The sequence below is a fragment of the Cumulibacter manganitolerans genome, assembly GCF_009602465.1.
Lineage (GTDB): Bacteria > Actinomycetota > Actinomycetes > Mycobacteriales > Antricoccaceae > Cumulibacter > Cumulibacter manganitolerans.
Genome location: NZ_WBKP01000006.1, coordinates 103,176 through 119,320 on the forward strand (window position 1 = coordinate 103,176; position 16,145 = coordinate 119,320).

The 16,145-nt window shown below is 72.5% G+C and carries 13 protein-coding genes and 1 pseudogene; 1 reads left to right on the plus strand and 13 read right to left on the minus strand.

Translation table 11 applies throughout. The annotated features are described in order from the left end of the window. Positions 1–99: 99 nt before the first annotated feature. The 10 genes from F8A92_RS03950 to ald form a co-directional block, all read right to left on the minus strand. Positions 100–1,725 carry a nuclease-related domain-containing DEAD/DEAH box helicase gene (locus F8A92_RS03950; RefSeq protein ID WP_153503550.1) on the minus strand — a complete coding sequence of 542 codons (1,626 nt, stop codon included), beginning with the start codon at positions 1,723–1,725 and terminating at the stop codon, positions 100–102. Between the two features lie 242 nt (positions 1,726–1,967). Further along, complete coding sequence (der, locus tag F8A92_RS03955) at positions 1,968–3,371, minus strand: ribosome biogenesis GTPase Der (RefSeq protein WP_153503552.1); 1,404 nt, start codon at positions 3,369–3,371, stop codon at positions 1,968–1,970. After that, positions 3,368–4,051, minus strand: a complete 684-nt coding sequence (gene cmk / locus F8A92_RS03960; RefSeq protein WP_153503554.1) for a (d)CMP kinase — start codon at positions 4,049–4,051, stop codon at positions 3,368–3,370. The genes der and cmk overlap by 4 nt, the downstream gene beginning before the upstream one ends. After that, a complete protein-coding gene (aroH, locus tag F8A92_RS03965; protein ID WP_228389171.1) occupies positions 4,048–4,449 on the minus strand; it encodes a chorismate mutase in 402 nt (133 codons plus the stop codon). The genes cmk and aroH overlap by 4 nt, the downstream gene beginning before the upstream one ends. Positions 4,450–4,605: 156 nt before the next feature. Further along, positions 4,606–5,469 (minus strand): pseudouridine synthase, encoded by an 864-nt coding sequence (locus F8A92_RS03970; protein WP_153503556.1) that lies wholly within the window; start codon positions 5,467–5,469, stop codon positions 4,606–4,608. Next, on the minus strand, positions 5,469–6,653 hold the full coding sequence (locus tag F8A92_RS03975; RefSeq protein WP_153503558.1) for an SMC-Scp complex subunit ScpB: 1,185 nt from the start codon (positions 6,651–6,653) through the stop codon (positions 5,469–5,471). Before F8A92_RS03975 ends, F8A92_RS03970 begins: the two co-directional genes overlap by 1 nt. After that, the gene (locus F8A92_RS03980; RefSeq protein ID WP_228389172.1) at positions 6,650–7,630 is read right to left on the minus strand and encodes a segregation and condensation protein A; all 981 of its coding nucleotides are present in this window, start codon (positions 7,628–7,630) and stop codon (positions 6,650–6,652) included. Before F8A92_RS03980 ends, F8A92_RS03975 begins: the two co-directional genes overlap by 4 nt. Then, complete coding sequence (locus tag F8A92_RS03985) at positions 7,627–8,499, minus strand: ParA family protein (protein WP_456064326.1); 873 nt, start codon at positions 8,497–8,499, stop codon at positions 7,627–7,629. The genes F8A92_RS03980 and F8A92_RS03985 overlap by 4 nt, the downstream gene beginning before the upstream one ends. Positions 8,500–8,861: 362 nt before the next feature. Next, positions 8,862–9,794 carry a site-specific tyrosine recombinase XerD gene (gene xerD, locus F8A92_RS03990; RefSeq protein WP_153503562.1) on the minus strand — a complete coding sequence of 311 codons (933 nt, stop codon included), beginning with the start codon at positions 9,792–9,794 and terminating at the stop codon, positions 8,862–8,864. Beyond that, positions 9,787–10,893: an alanine dehydrogenase gene (gene ald, locus F8A92_RS03995; RefSeq protein WP_153503583.1), complete on the minus strand. Its 1,107-nt coding sequence runs from the start codon at positions 10,891–10,893 to the stop codon at positions 9,787–9,789. The genes xerD and ald overlap by 8 nt, the downstream gene beginning before the upstream one ends. Positions 10,894–10,984: 91 nt before the next feature. On the opposite strand from ald, the gene F8A92_RS04000 reads away from it, so the two are divergent. Then, positions 10,985–12,829, plus strand: a complete 1,845-nt coding sequence (locus tag F8A92_RS04000) for a peptidase M16 family protein (RefSeq protein ID WP_153503564.1) — start codon at positions 10,985–10,987, stop codon at positions 12,827–12,829. A gap of 90 nt (positions 12,830–12,919) precedes the next feature. Here the strand turns inward: F8A92_RS04000 and F8A92_RS04005 are convergent, their stop codons facing one another. The 3 genes and pseudogenes from F8A92_RS04005 to F8A92_RS04015 form a co-directional block, all read right to left on the minus strand. Next, on the minus strand, positions 12,920–14,326 hold the full coding sequence (locus F8A92_RS04005; RefSeq protein ID WP_194291347.1) for an NADH-quinone oxidoreductase subunit N: 1,407 nt from the start codon (positions 14,324–14,326) through the stop codon (positions 12,920–12,922). 7 nt (positions 14,327–14,333) lie between these two features. Next, a complete protein-coding gene (locus F8A92_RS04010) occupies positions 14,334–15,827 on the minus strand; it encodes a complex I subunit 4 family protein (RefSeq protein WP_228389173.1) in 1,494 nt (497 codons plus the stop codon). Beyond that, a pseudogene (locus F8A92_RS04015) lies at positions 15,824–16,145 on the minus strand (hypothetical protein); the annotation flags it as partial. The gene F8A92_RS04010 and the pseudogene F8A92_RS04015, both read right to left, overlap by 4 nt.

Consider the following 16,145-nt stretch of genomic DNA (forward strand, 5'->3'; position numbering starts at 1 on the left):
ATCTCGCGGGAGCGCGGCGGAAGCCATCGCATCCCGCCTGAGGGGGTGGAAGCCACCGCATCCGGCCCCCCGGCATCCAGCCCGTCGTGCGGCGGCCGGTCAGCCGCCGGCGCGCATGCTGCTGAGCACCTCCCGGCCCCCCACCTTCTCGATGTACGCCGGATCGGCGCAGATGACGAGCTGCTCCCTCGCCCGCGACAGGCCCACGTAGAGCTTCTCGGTGGCGCGCGGATCATCCCGCTCGTCGTTCACGGCGAGCACGATCGCATTGCGCTCCAGCCCCTTGAAGCCCAGCACGTGGCCGTAGAACACCTGGTCGTCGTCCCAGAAGGACCGCCAGTACTCGTCCTGACCCTCCTCCTGCCGGGCGCGCTGCTCGGGGTGCCGCGAGCCGGTGGCCAGCAGCGCGACGTCGCGGGGCGCCCATTCGTCGAGCAGCAGGTCGACCTCCGCGTCTGCGGTGTCGAGCGCGTCGTGCGCGGCGCACTCGACCAGCCGCACCTGCGGTCCGTCGAGGTCGCCGAGCGCCATCCTGATCGGCGCGAGCGTCTGGAACGTGGCGGCGACCTGGCGAGTGTTGCGCAGGTTCTTGTCGAGCACCAGCGGGACCAGACCGGCGGGGATGCGCCCGAACCGCGAGAAGACCTGCTGGCCCTCGTCGGTGAAGACCGCGAGGCGGGAGTCCTCGTGGGCTGCGGCGGCCAGGACGGCGAGCCACCAGTCGTCGGCGAAGTCCTGGCCCTCGTCGATCACGATCGCGTCGAAGAGCTCGCCGGGAGCCTTCGACCGGGCCTGCTCCACCATCAGCGCCGGCAGCTCGCTCTCCCAGTAGCCGCTGTCGTCGTCGCCCTTGATCGGCGCTCCCCACGCCGCGCCGAGGCCGTGGAAGGTACCGACGTACGCCGGCCGCTGCCCCGCCGGCAGCTGCTCGACGCGGCGCTGCATCCACGCGGCGAGGCCGCGCGAGTAGCACATCAGCGCGACCCGGTCGCCCGCGGCGGCGCGCCGCCGGGCGTGCTCCACCGCGAGCCACGTCTTGCCGGTGCCCGCACCGCCGCGCACGTGGATCCGCGGCAGCATCGCCGCGACGTCCAGGATCAGCGCCTGCTGCTCGGTGCGGCGCTCGACGAGCTCGTCGTTCGCCGCCGCGCTCGCCTGGAGGTCGCGCTGCGGGAGCGAGCGTCCGCGGAGCGCGAGCCGGATCCGCTCGGTGTCGGCCTCGCCGAACGGCCGCACCACCGACCGGTCGCGCAGCAGGTCGGCCAGGAAGTCCGCCAGCCGCCACAGGTCGTTGCTGCCGGCGACCTGCTCGCGGCGCGCGTCCGGCAGCGCGAAGTCGTCGGCGACGGCGTAGAACGGCATGACGATGGCGTGCGCCCAGCTCGAGTAGTTCTTCAGGCTGGAGTGCTGCCGCAGCCAGGTGATGAGGGCGTACCTGTTGTCGTAGGCCTGCCCGATCGGGTCGATCCGCTCGGTCCCGGCGCGGTAGCGCATCGTCCAGCCGTCGGGCCCGGCCGCGATGCCGTCGCCCTTGACCTCGACGACGACGGCGCCGAGCCCGTGCAGCACGACGACGAAGTCGATCTCGTAGTCGCGGTCGGCGGTCGAGATCCGCTGGCCGCAGATCAGCAGGTCGCGTTCGGACAGCTGCGCACGCAGCACCTCGAAGACGCGCTGCTCGCTCTGGGTTGGGAACGACGGCTCGGCGGGAATCACGATCGGCACGGCCTGATACTCGCAGGTCAGGGCGACGCTTTCCGCCGGCGGCCGGGGTCTCGCCTGGCTCGCGCGGCCGTCTCCGGCGGCCGCTCCGCCGCTCTCGCGGTAGTCTCGCGACCCTCTCGCGGTGGGTTGTGCCCCGGTAATCGCGCTTTATCGGCGTACTACCCACCGCATCTGGCGGCAGCGGGTAAAAAGCCACCGCATCCGGCGCCCGGGCCCGCGGTCGGGCGGCCGGGAGGAACGGATCAGCGCTCGCGGCGCTTGCGCTCCTTGACGCTGATCCGGATGGGCGAGCCGACGAATCCGAAGTCCTCGCGCATCCGCCGCTCGAGGAACCGCAGGTACTGCGGCTCGAGGAAGCCGGTGGTGAAGATGATGAACCGCGGCGGGCGGGACGACGCCTGGGTCGCGAACAGCACGCGCGGCTGCTTGCCGCCGCGCACCGGGTGCGGATGCGCCGAGACCACCTCGGACAGCCAGGCGTTGAGCCTCCCGGTGGGCACCCGCGCGTCCCACGACTCCAGCGCCGTCCGCATGGCCGGGGCGAGCTTGTCGACCGCCCGTCCGGTGAGCGCCGAGATGTTGACGCGCTGCGCCCATGGGATGCGCACCAGCTCGCGGTCGATCTCGCGATCGAGCATCACGCGGCGGTCCTCGTCCATGAGGTCCCACTTGTTCATCGCCAGCACGAGCGCGCGGCCGGACTCGATCACCTGCGAGATGATCCGCTGGTCCTGCTCGTTGATCGGCTCGGACGCATCGAGCAGGACGACGCACACCTCGGCCTGCTCGATCGCCGAGGCGGTGCGCAGCGACGCGTAGTACTCCGCGCCGGCGGCGTTCTTGACCCGCTTGCGCAGCCCGGCGGTGTCGACGAAGTGCCAGTCCTCGCCGCCCACCGACACGACGGAGTCGACCGGGTCGACGGTCGTGCCGGCGACGTTGTCGACGACCGAGCGGGTCTCCTTCGCGAGCTTGTTCAGCAGCGAGGACTTGCCCACGTTCGGCCGGCCCACCAGCGCCACGCGGCGCGGTCCGCCGTACGACGCGTAGCTCTCCCGCGGCGCGTCGGGAAGGTGCTCGAGCAGCACGTCCAGCAGGTCGCCGGATCCGCGGCCGTGCAGCGAGGAGACCGGGTAGGGCTCGCCGAGGCCGAGGTTCCACAGCGCCAGGGCATCGACCTCGCCACGCTCGTCGTCCACCTTGTTGGCGACCAGGATGACCGGGACCTTGGCCTTGCGCAGCAACCGGACGGCGGCCTCGTCGGTCGTCGTGGCGCCCACGGAGGAGTCGACGACGAACAGGATCACGTCGGCGGTGCTCATCGCGTGCTCGGCCTGCAGCGCGACGGCGCCCTGCAGCCCTTCGGCGTCGGGCTCCCAGCCGCCGGTGTCCATCAGCGTGAACCGGCGTCCGCTCCAGTTGGCGTCGTACTTGACGCGGTCGCGGGTGACACCGGGAACGTCCTGGACGACGGCGGCGCGCCGGCCGAGGATGCGGTTGACGAGCGTCGACTTGCCGACGTTGGGGCGCCCGACCACGGCGACGACGGGTGCGGGGGCGAGCGCCTCGACGTCGTCACCGCCGCCCTCCCCCTGCAGCTCGGCCAGCTCGGTGGTGACCCACTCGGGGATCTCGGGGTCGGTCACGGTGCCTGCTCTCGGTCGGAATCGGCGATGATCTGCAGCACGGCGTCGATGGACCCGGCGAGATCGAGGTGCGAGGTGTCGAGGGTGACGACACCGTCGGCGGCGGTGTGGAAGTTGGTGACGGTGGCGTCCTTGGCGTCGCGGTCGACGATCTCGGTGACGGTCTGCGACATCGTCGCGCTCGTCACCTCGTCGTGCAGCTCGGCGGTCCGCCGCGCCACACGCGCCTCGGGGTGGGCGGTGATCAGGATGCGCACCTCGGCGTCCGGCGCGACCACCGTCGTGGTGTCGCGGCCCTCGAGGACGATCTCGCCGCCGGCGATGATCTGCTGCTGGCGGCGCACGAGCTCGCGGCGTACGCCGAGGTTGGTCGCCACGGCGGAGACGATCAGCGAGACCGCCGAGGTGCGGATCGCGTCGGTGACGTCGGTGCCGTTGACGACGATCCGCTGGTCGTCGGGATCGGTCGGCATCGGCAGGTCCATCTCGCGGGAGAACCGTTCCACAGCGGCGGTGTCCTCGACGTCGATGCCCTCCAGGGCGGCGCCGTACGCGACGGCGCGGTACATCGCACCGGTGTCGAGGTAACGCATGCCCAGCTCGCGGGCGATCGCCTTCGAGACGCTCGACTTGCCCGAGCCGGACGGGCCGTCGATGGCGATGACTCCACGCAACGTCACTGGGCGATGTCCCTGCGGAGGGCGGCGGCGCCGCGGAGGTAGACGTGCTGGATGTCCTGGCGCGCCTTGTCGGTCTCGACGTGCGCCATCAACCGGATCACCCGCGGCATCGCGCCGGCGACCGGGATCTCGGTCGAGCACATCAGCGGGACGTCGGTGAAGCCCATGAGGCGGGCCGCATGCGCCGGGAAGTCGCTCGTCAGATCCGGCGTCACGGTGAAGATGACGCTGATCATGTCGTCGATGGTGAGTCCGTTGCGGTTCATCACCTCGGTGACGAGCTCGGCGGTCGCTTCGTGCAGCGCCGCGACCTCGTCGCGGTCGATCTGCACGGCGCCACGGACGGCACGCACGGCCACGGCTTCCCCTTCCGGTCGCAGCCCTTCCGACGAGGGCATCCGGTCAAGTCTACCGGCCTGCGCCCAGGTGCCTGCGGCTCGCCGTTCTGCGGGGCAGCCAGTGACGCTATCGGGCGGATACCGTGTCTGGCTGCCCCGCAGAACGTCCCGGGTCGGGGCCGTCGGGCGTGGCCGTGCCTCGGCGGCCGGGCCCGGCTACTCCTGGACGGCGGCGTGCAGGTCGGCGATCTCCTTGGAGTTCAGCGGACGGATGATGCCCGAGCGCTGCGCGCCCAGGTGCACCGGACCGAACTTCGTGCGGGCGAGGCTCTGCACGGGGTGCCCGACGGCCTCGAGCAGCCGGCGCACGATGTGCTTGCGTCCCTCGTGCAGCACCACCTCGACCATCACCCGGTTGCCGAACTGCTCGATGAGCCGGAACGAGTCGACCCGCGCCGGCCCGTCCTCGAGCTCGATGCCCGCGCGCAGCCGCTTGCCGACGTCCTTCGCCACCGGGCCGATGATCTCGGCGATGTAGGTCTTCTGGACGCCGAACGAGGGGTGCGCGAGCTTGTGCGCGAGTGCCCCGTCGTTGGTCAGCAGCAGCAGGCCCTCGGTGTCGGAGTCGAGCCGCCCGATGTGGAACAGCCGGATGCCGCGCTCGGTGTAGGACTCGATGTAGTCGGCGATCGTGTACCGGCCGCGGTCGTCGCTCATGGCCGACAGGACGCCGGCCGGCTTGTTGAACGCCAGGTACACCATGTCGTCGCGGGTCTCGATGCGCGCGCCGTCCACCTGCACGATGTCGCTCTGCGGGTCGACGCGCATCCCGAGCGAGGCGCGCTTGCCGTTGACGGTGACCTGCCCGCGCGAGATGAGGTCCTCGCAGACGCGGCGGCTGCCGACGCCCGCGCGCGCCAGCACCTTCTGCAGGCGCTCGCCGCGGGGGTCGTGCTGGTCGTCGGACGCCGCCGGGGCGTCCTGGCGGGGCAGATCGAACTCGGCGTCGGCGAGCGCGAACTCCTCGTCGTCCTCGTCGTAGAACTCGCCGCCGAGGTCGACGTCGTAGGTCTTGCTCATCAGTCCATCTCCAGATCCGCGAGCGCGGCCAAGCCGGACTCGAGTCGTTCGTCCATGTCGGGGTCCACGTCCGGCAGCAGCGGCGCGATCGGCGGCAGCTCGCCCAGGTCCCGCAGCCCCAGCTTCTCCAGGAACAGCCCGGTGGTCGACAGCAACCCGCCGCCGGAGCCCTCCTCGTGCCCGGACTCCTCGATCAGCTCGCGCAGCAGCAGGGTGCGGACGACGCCGTCGACGTTGACGCCGCGGATCGCCGACACCCGGGCCCGGGTCACCGGCTGCCGGTACGCGATGACCGCGAGGGTCTCCAGCGCGGCCTGGGTGAGGCGCGTCTTCTGGCCGTCCAGCACGAAGCGCTCGACGGCCGGGGCGAACTGCTCGCGGGTGTAGAGCCGCCATCCACCGGCGGCCTCGCGCAGCTGGAAGCCGCGGCCCTGCTCGTCGTACTCGGCCTGCAGCGCCTGCAGGTGCTCCAGCGCGACGTCCTCGCCGATGCCGATCGCGCGCGCGATGTCGACCGTCGGCGTGGGCGTGTCGACCACCAGCAGGACGGATTCGAGCGCCGGGTTGATGTCGGACTCCAGGATCGTCATGAGCTGGTCGCTCTCGCGAGCTTCCTCGCCGTCGGCGGGCCGTGGCGGCAGCTCGATCTCGACCGGCTGCCCTTGCTCGACGGGCTGCCCCACCACGGTCGTCGAGCCCTCGTCGACGGGCTGCCCCGCCACGGTCGTCGAGCCGTCGTCGACCGGCTGCCCCACCACGGTCGTCGAGCGAGCGGAGCCGCTAGGCGAAGCGACGTCGAGACGCGGCGAGGAGACGTCAAGACCCGGCGCGGTGACGTCAAGACCCGGCGCGGTGACGCTGTCGGCTTGCGGCGTCTCGACGTCGCTCGTTCCTCGCTCGCTCGACGACCGTTGGATCGCCTCCCGCACGGTCGTCGAGCCGTCGTCGACGGGCTGCCCCGCCACGGTCGTCGAGCCGTCGTCGACGGGCTGCCCCGCCACGGTCGTCGAGCCCTCTTCGACGGGCTGCCCCGCCACGGTCGTCGAGCGAGCGGAGCCGCTAGGCGAAGCGACGTCGAGACGCGGCGACCCGTCGGACGGTGTCGAGCCGTCGGACGGTGTCGAGTCGTCGGACGTCGCCGGCTCGGCGTTCGCCGGCTCGTCGGGCGGCTGGGGATCGGTCATGCGTATTCCTCGTCGGGGTCGTGCGCGGGCGGTCGCGGTTCGGCGGTGTCGTCGGCGCACCAGCGGACGTTCAGGTCGCCCAGCGGCGCGACCTGCTCGAACATGACCGCCTTGTCGCGATAGAGCTCGAGCAGACCGAGGAACCTCGCGACCACCTCCAGGGTATGCGTGCAGTCCTCGGTGAGCTCCCGGAAGGTGAGCTGCTTCCTTCGGGCCAACCGCTCGCGCATCAGCGACATCTGCTCGCCGACCGACACCTGCGCCGCGTGCAGATGGTCCAGGCGGACGGTCTCCGGCTCCTTGGGCGTCATCACCCGCTCGGCGATGCGGGCGAACCGTTCGGGTCCCACACCGATCAGCAGCTCGGGCAGCGCCTCCGCGTAGCGCGGCTCGAGGGACACCCCGCGCGGGTAGCGGCGTCCGGCCGTCCGGATCATCTCGGCGATCGCCGAGGCGACCTGCTTGTACGCGCGGTACTGCAGCAGGCGGGCGAACAGCAAATCGCGGGCCTCCAGCAGCGCGAGGTCCTCCTCGTCGTCGACCTCCGCCCTCGGCAGCAGGCGCGCGGTCTTCAGGTCGAGCAGGGTGGCCGCGACGAGCAGGAACTCGGTGGCCTGCGCGAGGTTCCACGAGTCGCCGTCGCGGCGGATGTGCGCGATGAAGTCGTCGGTGACCTTCGACAGCGACACCTCGGTCACGTCGAGCTTGTGCTTGCTGATCAGCTGCAGCAGCAGGTCGAACGGTCCCTCGAAGTTCGTGAGGTGCACGGTGAACCGGGCACGGTCGTGCCCCGCCTCGGGATCAGCGAGCTGCATGTCCGGTGGCGCGGCCTGGTCGGACGCCGAGCCCTCCCCCGCGTCGGACGCCAACGCGTCTCCGACCGACGCCGGAGCGTCCCTGTCGGACGCCGGAGCGTCGCCGTGGGACGCCCACGCGTCACCGACGGACGCCGGGGCGTCCCCCGCCTCCTCCGTCACGGCTGGTCGTCGCGGGCCAGGATCTCGCGCGCGAGGTTGCGGTAGGCCTCCGCGGCGGGCGACGTGGGTGCCCAGGACGTGATCGGCTCACCGGCGACGGTCGTCTCCGGGAAGCGCACGGTGCGGTTGATGGTGGTCTGGAAGACCGTGTCGCCGAACGCCTCCACGATGCGGGTGAATACCTCGCGCGCGTGGATGGTGCGCGGGTCGTACATGGTGGCGAGGATGCCCTCGAGCTCCAGGTCGGGGTTCAGCCGGTCGCGCACCTTCTCGACGGTGTCGATCAGCAGCGCCACACCGCGCAGCGAGAAGTACTCGCACTCGAGCGGGATGAGCACGCCGCGGGCGGCGGTCAGCGCGTTGACGGTGAGCAGGCCGAGCGAGGGCTGGCAGTCGATGAGGATGTAGTCGTACTGCGGCAGCAGCGGCCGCAGCACCCGCTCGAGGGTCTGCTCGCGCGCCACCTCGTTGACCAGCTGGATCTCGGCCGCGGACAGGTCGATGTTGGCCGGCAGCAGGTCGACGTTCTTGACCCGGGTGCGCAGCACGACGTCCTGCGCGCTGGCGGCACGGTCGACCAGCAGGTTGTAGACGGTGAGGTCCAGATCGTGCGGGGCGATGCCGAGGCCGACCGACAGCGCGCCCTGCGGGTCGAAGTCGACCAGCAGCACCCGGCGACCGAACTCCGCGAGCGCCGCGCCGAGGTTGATCGTCGAGGTGGTCTTGCCGACGCCGCCCTTCTGGTTGCACACCGCGAGGACGGCGGCCGGGCCGGTTGCCTGCACGGGGCGCGGATCCGGCAGCGGACGCTGGCGTGCCTTCGCGGGGTCCTCGCCCATGCCGCCGCGGCGCTTTTTCTCCGTCGTCACCGCCTCCCCGCTGTTCGCCGCGTCCGCGTCCGCCGCGGAGGGAGCACCCTCGAGGTCACGTCGAGGGTCGCTGTGCGATCCACTCTCGACCTCAGGTTGAGAGTGAGACATTGTCGGTGACACGCCCTCGACGACGGGGGTCACCGGCCCGAGTGCGGCGCCCTGACCGGCTCCCGGATCGGCCGCATCGAGGTGCTCGTCGACCCGGTAGGTGGGCGGCTCATCGACCCCAAGGTCGGCATGAAAGTCCTGCTCAGGAGCGTTATCTGGCGGGTACGACATGATGCGGTATCAAGACCTCTCGGTCGGACTCTCGGGCGGTTGCCGACAAAGTCTATCGGCCTCGAGCAGCGGGTCCGCCGCTATCGGGCGCGTGGGTGGCTGGTCGCGTAGACCTCACGCAGCTTGTCGACAGTCACGAGGGTGTAGACCTGCGTCGTCGTGACCGACGCGTGCCCGAGCAGCTCCTGCACGACGCGGACGTCGGCCCCACCGTCCAGCAGATGGGTGGCGAAGGAGTGCCGCAGGCTGTGCGGGGAGACGTCGCCGGTGAGCTGGGCGCGCTCGGCGCAGGCGCGCAGGATCGCCCAGGCGCTCTGCCGCGACAGCGGACCGCCGCGGGAGTTAAGGAACAGCCGCGGCGTGGAGCGTCCCGCCGCGGCCAGCGTCGGGCGGGCGCGCACCCGGTAGGCCTCGATCGCCTGCAGGGCGAACGAGCCCACCGGCACGATGCGTTCCTTGTCGCCCTTGCCGCGGATCCGCACGGCCCGGGTGGCCGGGTCGATGTCGTCCACGTCCAGCCCGAGGGCCTCGGAGATGCGGGCACCGGTGCCGTACAGGAACTCCAGCAGCGCCCGGTCGCGCAGCGCCAGCGGCGAGTCGTCGTGCAGCGCCGCCTCGAGCAGCCGCTCGACGTCGGCCACGTCGAGCGCCTTGGGCAGCCGCTTGCGCGGTGTGGGCGGGCGGACGTCGTGCGCCACGTCGGCGTCCACGAGGCGCTCGCGGGCGGCGAACTTGTGCAGGCCGCGGACCGCGACGACGGTCCGCGCCGCCGAGGTGGTCGACAGCGCGGGATGCTCGTCGTCGCCCTCGCGGACGTGCGCGGCGAACCCCGAGACGTCGGCGGTACGGACGTCGCTCAGCTCGTGCAGCCCGCGACCGGCCAGCCAGGCGGTGTACCGCGAGAGGTCCCGGCGGTACGCCGCGAGCGTGTTGCCGGCGAGGCCGCGTTCGACGGCCAGATGGTCGAGGTAGGCGCGGGCGACCCGCTCGGCAGTGCGGGCCGGCTCAGCCACCGAACGGCTGCCATTCGAAGCCGTGCGCGGCCGCGACGGCCTCGGCGACCAGCGTGCCGCCGGCGACGTTGACGCCCGCGGCGAGCGCCCGATCGGTCGCGGTCGCCGTCTCGAACCCGCGGTCGGCGAGCGCCACGGCGTACGGCAGGGTCGCGTTCGTCAGGGCGACCGTGGAGGTGGCTGGTACCGCGCCGGGCACGTTGGAGACGGCGTAGAAGATCGAGCCGTGCACCCGGTACGTCGGGTCGTCGTGGCTGGTGGGGCGGGTGTCCTCGAAGCAGCCGCCCTGGTCGACGGCGAGATCGACCAGCACCGACCCGGGCTTCATCGCCGCGACCATCTCGTTGGTGACCACGTGCGGCGCCTTCGCGCCGCGCACCAGCACGGCGCCGATGACGACGTCCGCGGCCAGCACCGCTCGCTCGACGGAGTCGGTGGTCGCCACCACGGTCTGCACCGCGCCGCGGAAGAAGTGGTCGGCCGCGGCCAGCGCCGCGATGTTGTTGTCCATCAGCACCACGCGGGCCTGCATGCCGGCGGCGATCTGGGCCGCGCGCATGCCGCTGGCTCCGGCGCCGATGACGACGACCTGGGCGGCGTACACCCCGGTCACTCCCCCGAACAGCATCCCGCGGCCGCCGTTGGGCTTGAGCATCGCGTGCGCGGCGATCTGCGGCGCGAGGGCGCCGGCGACCTCGGACATCGGTGCAAGCAGCGGCAGCCGGCCGTCGTCGGTCTGCACCATCTCGTAGCCGATGGCGTTGATGCCGCTGGACATCAGGGCCTCGGTGGTCTCGCGGGACGCCGCGAGGTGCAGGTAGGTGAAGAGGGTCAGCCCCGAGCGCAGCTGGCGGTACTCCTCGGACGTCGGCTCCTTGACCTTCAGGACCAGGTCGCTCTCGCCCCACACGTCGTCCGCGGAGGAGACGATGCGGGCACCGGCGAGCACGTATTCGTCGTTCTCGATCGCCGAGCCGACGCCGGCGTTGGTCTCGACAAGCACCTCGTGGCCCCGCAGGTGCAGCTCCCGCGCACCGGCAGGCGTGAGCGCCACCCGGTACTCGTTGTTCTTCGTCTCGCGGGGTACGCCGACTCGCATGCTGCTCACTCTGCCTTTCTGCCCACTGCGGGATCACCCGCCCGGATGAGACGACCATATCGGCCGGGGCGCATGACGTAGCCTCGTCGGCGTGGAATCGACGCAGCAGACCAGCACCCCGCAGGCCGGCGGCGACGTCCCGAACGTGCTCCGCAACGCGGCTACCCGCAGCACCATCGACGGCGTCACCACCTTGTTCGCACCCGTCGGAGGGCGCACCAGGGCGACCCTGTCCTTCCGGGTCGGCACCTCCGACGAGGCGCTGCACGAGCGCGGCATCACCCACCTGATCGGGCACCTGGCCAGCGCCGCCGCCGACCAGGAGACCCGGGACTGCCCGGTGACGGTCAGCGCCTCCACGATGAGCTTCCATTTCGCCGGCAACGCGCTCGCCGTCGCCAACGAGATCGGCGCGGTCAGCCACTGGATCAGCACCGCGGCGAACGCGCGTCTCGACGCGCGGGCGCTGGAGAAGGCGCGGACCGCCGCCGAGCTCGACCAGCGCGCGAGCGCCGCCGAGCACCTCGGCGTGCTGCGGCACCGGTTCGGTCCCCGGTGGGCGTCCGGCTCGTACCCCGAGCACTCGCTGGCGCAGCTGACCGCCGAGGACGTGCAGGCGTGGGTCGCCCGCTACCTCACCGCGCAGAACGCCGTGCTGGCGATCAGCGGCACGAAGGCCACCACGCTGCGGGTCCCGCTCCCGCCGGGCGAGTACCGGCCGGTCCCCGAGCTGCCGGCCGGCACGCTGACGATGCCGGCGCTGCTGGCCACCGAGACGCCGACGGTGAGCCTCAGCGGGCTGATCACCACCGACCCCAACCGGCTCGACCGGGACCGCGCGGCGGCCGGGCTGACCACCGAGATCATGCGCTCGCGCATCGGATACGCGCTCGGGCGCCGCTACGGGCGCGAGCTCACCGTGCAGGGCAGCCCCATGACGCTCGGCCCCACCGCCGTGCACAGCGTCGTGTGGGCGGACGTCGACGCGGAGCGCGAGGCCAAGGTCGCCGACATCGCGGCGGAGTCGCTGACCGTGCTCGTCTCGCGCAAGCTCGTCGAGGGCGAGCTCGAGGCGCACGTCAAGCGCCGGCTGGCGATGTACGAGCGCGCCGCGGCGAGCCCCCGCGGCGCCCACGAGCTGCTGCACCGGCAGGCCCTCGGCGCGCTGAACAGCGTGCCGTGGTCGTTGGCGCTCGAGCGCCGGATGGTGGGCACCGTCTCCGCCGACCTCGTCGGCAGCCAGCTCGACAGCATCGGCGCGACCACGGTGCTGGCGATGCGCCGCACCGACCCGCCGGTGCGCCGCTGGGCGGAACCGGCCGGCGGAGCGCCGTTCACCCCGGACGGCGAGGTGTTCAGGTCCCGGCCGGCGTACGGCCTCAGCGCCCGCAGCCACCCGACGCGGCTGATCATCGGCGCCGAGGGCATCACGGTGCGCAGCACCGACCGCCCCGATCGCCAGGAACGCTGGAACACGATCGCCCTCGACCAGCGGTGGGACGACGGTAGGCACCTCCTGACCAGCGACTACGGCACCAGCCTCGACATCACCCCGGAGACCTGGCTGGCGCCGGACCTCGTGGTGGACGCCGTCCGCGCGCACCTGCCGGAGGGCACCTCGGTGGTGCGGATGGGCCCGCGCAGCACCCCGGCCCCCGCACCGCTGAAGGTCACCGACCGGGTCGCCCCGGCGTGGTGGTGGGCGGCGTCCGCGGTCGCTTTCGTCGTCGCGGTGCTCGCCGTTCTGCCGGTCTGGGCAGGCTCGCTGGCGTGGCTGCGCTGGGTGCTGCTCGCGCTCGCGGTGGTGGTGCTGGTCGTCGCCGGCTCGTGGGCGCTCGACACCGCGCTCACCGAGCGCCGCCTGCGCCACCCCGGCAGTCCCGCGCCCTCCGACGAGCCGGCCGAGGAACCGGCCGACGAAGCCTCCGCGCCCTGACCGCCAGCCGGCTCGTTCGCGGCGCACTTCGGTACCGAAACGTGCATGGTTCGGTACCGGAGTACGCCGCAGACCGGTCCGAGCAGGCCGTCAGCCCACCAGATGCGGCCACAGCAGACCCGTCGCCGCGCCCAGCAGCAGGCTGATGACGGCGGCGGCGACGGCGGTAGCGGCCGCCCACGGCACCGGCTGGGGCCGGTCGCCGTCCACCGCCGGCTGGAACGCCGGGACGATCCACCGCAGGTAGTAGAACAGACTGAGGACCGTGTTGAGCAGGACGACGATCGCCAGCCACGCGAACCCACCGTCCCACGCGGCGGACGCCGTCGTGAGCTTGCCGACGAAGATCGCCGCGGGCGGCGTCCCCAGCAAGCCCAGCAGGACGACGAGCAGCGACCCCGCCAGCCAGGGCCGGGAGCGGGACAGCCCGCGGTAGGACTCCAGCGTCCGCCACTGCGGCAGCGCTGCCACGACGGCGAACGCGCCGATGTTCGTCACGGCGTACGCGGCCAGGTACAGCAGCAGCGACGGCAGCGCGAGCGGGGTGTGGCCGGCGACCGACACCGGCACCAGCGCGTACCCCACCTGGCTCACCGTCGACCAGCCCAGCAGCCGGCGCGGGTCGCGCTGCGCGTAGGCGGCGAGGTTGCCCAGCGTCATGCTGGCGGTGGCCAGCACCGCCACCAGCCAGGCCCAGGTCTGCGGCCCCGGCAGCTGCTCGACGAGCCGGTAGGCCGCCACGAGGGCGCCGATCTTGGGGACCGTCGACAGGTAGGTGGCCGCGGTGCTCGAGCTGCCCTGCACCGCGTCGGGCACCCAGAAGTGCGCCGGCACGCCGCCCGCTTCGAACAGCAGGCCGGCGAGCACCAGCAGCCCTCCCCCGGCGACCGCCGCCGACGGCGCCTGCGCGAGCGCGCCGCGCAGCTCCCCGTACGTGGTGACGCCGCCGATCCCCCACAGCACGGTCACGCCGAGCAGCAGGAAGATCCCGAACAACGCGCCCATCAGGTAGGCCTTGAGCGCGGCCTCGGCCGACGCGGGCCTGTGGATCACCCCGACCAGCCCGTACAGCGGGATGCTGGCGAGCAGGAACCCCACCGCCAGCAGCAGCAAGTCGGCCGCCCCGCCGACCACGAGGACGCCGGTCGTCGACAGCAGCAGCAGGACGTAGACCTCGCTCTCCCGCGGGTGGTCGCGGACCTCGTCGCCGGCCAGCAGCACGATCAGCAGGCTCGCCAGGATCGCGATGATGCGCCCGACGCCGGTGGCGGTGCCGAGCGCGAAGGTGCCCTCGAACGCCGAGCCGCTCTGCATCGTCGCCGGCGGGTCGGCCAGGTCGACCACCGCGACGACGGCAGCGCTCAGCAGCCCGACCGCGGTCACGACGCGCCCCGGCCATTGGCGAGTGCGCGGCGAGAACGAGCCGGCGACCAGCACTACGAGCGCGGTCACCAGCAGCAGCGCCTCCGGCAGGACCGCGCGGACGTCGCTCAGCACGCGCGCGTCACCGGGCCACCAGCGACACGACCGTCCGCGACGCCGGCTCGATCACATCGAGCAGCGGGCCGGGCAGGACGCCGATGAGCAGCGCGAGGGCCATCAGCGACCCGGCCGCCCACAGCTCGCTCGGGCGGAGGTCGCCGAAGCCGACCGACCGGCCGCGGGTCTCGCCGGTGAAGACGCGCTGGACGGCGCGCAGGAACAGCCCCGCGGTGAGCAGGATCCCCAGCAGCGCCACCGCGGTCACCGGCGCGACGGCGATGCTGCCGGTGAAGATCTGGAACTCCGCGATGAACCCGGAGAACGCCGGCAGGCCGAGCGACGCGAAGGCGGCGACCGCGAACAGCCCGGCGTACCGCGGCGCGGGCCCGGCGAGACCGCCGTACTCGTCCATGTCGTAGCTGCCGGTGCGCTCGCCCATCACGCCGGCCAGCAGGAACAGCGCGCCGGTGATCAGCGCGTGGCTGACCATCTGGGTGACGGCGCCGGTCACCGCCACCTCCCGCGCCTGCCTCGTGCTCGTCGAGACCACGCCGGCGATGCCGACGGCCAGGACGATGTAGCCCATGTGGTTGACGGACGTGTAGGCGATCATCCGCTTGAGGTTGCGCTGGGCCAGGGCGACCAGCGCGCCGTAGAGCACCGACACGACGCCGATCACGATGATCACCGGCGCCCAGGCGCGCCAGTCGTCCGGCAGCATCGGCATCGCGATCCGCACGAACCCGTAGGTGCCCATCTTCAGCAGCACGCCGGCCAGCACCGCCGACCCGATCGCCGGCGCGTCGGTGTGCGCGGGCGGCAGCCAGGTGTGCACCGGGAACGTGGGTGTCTTGACCGCGAGCCCGAGCACGATCGCGGCCAGCACCAGGCCGCCGGCGGTGCCGCCGGCCAGCGCGGGATGCTGCGCGAGCTCGACCATGTCGAAGGTGTGCGGGTCCGCGGCGACGTACAGCCCGATGAACCCGGCCAGCAGGCTGAGCGAGCCGAGGAAGGTGTACAGGAAGAACTTCAGCGCCGACCGGGCGCGATCGCCGTGGCCCCACCCGGCGATGCAGAAGTACATCGCCACGATGGAGAGGTCGAAGAAGACGAAGAAGATGATGAGGTCCGCCGAGACGAACACCCCCAGCGAGACGCCCTCGAGGAACAGGAACAACGCGGCCTGCAGGCGTGGCCGGTCGCGCTCGCGCAGGGCGTAGACCGCGGCCGCGGCGAAGATGACGGTCGTCATCGCGACCAGCGGCAGCGACAGCCCGTCGACGCCGACGTGGTAGCTGGTCCCGACGCCGGGGATCCACGGCACCTGCTGCTCGTACGCCAGCTCGCCCGGCGCCGGCGTGTCGTAGCCGGCCCAGACGACGCCGACGAGCACCACCTCGACCAGGGTGGGCGCCAGGAACACCCAGCGGGCGGCCCGGTCGCCGACGGCCGGCACGGCCGCGAGGGCGGCCGCGACGAGCAGCGGAAGGAACACGATCAGCGAAAGCACGCTCACCTCACGATGATGAGGACGACGATCGCCGCGGCGAGCACGCACGCGGCCTGGATGTAGTACTGGTGCAGCAGCCCGGTCTGCGGACGGCGCGCCAGGCGGCCCAGCCGGCGCACGCCGGACGCGAGGCCCTCGACGGCGCCGTCCACCCCGCCCCGCTCGAGGGTCTCGGTGCGGTCGGCGAGCGCGACGCTCGCGGCCCCCGCGCCGGTGACCGACCGGTCGAGGGCGGCGTCGAAGGTGGCGGCGTGCCGCGCGAGCCACAGCGCGGGCGCCGTCCCGGCGCGCACGAATCCGCGATCGAGCACCCGGTCGTCGAAG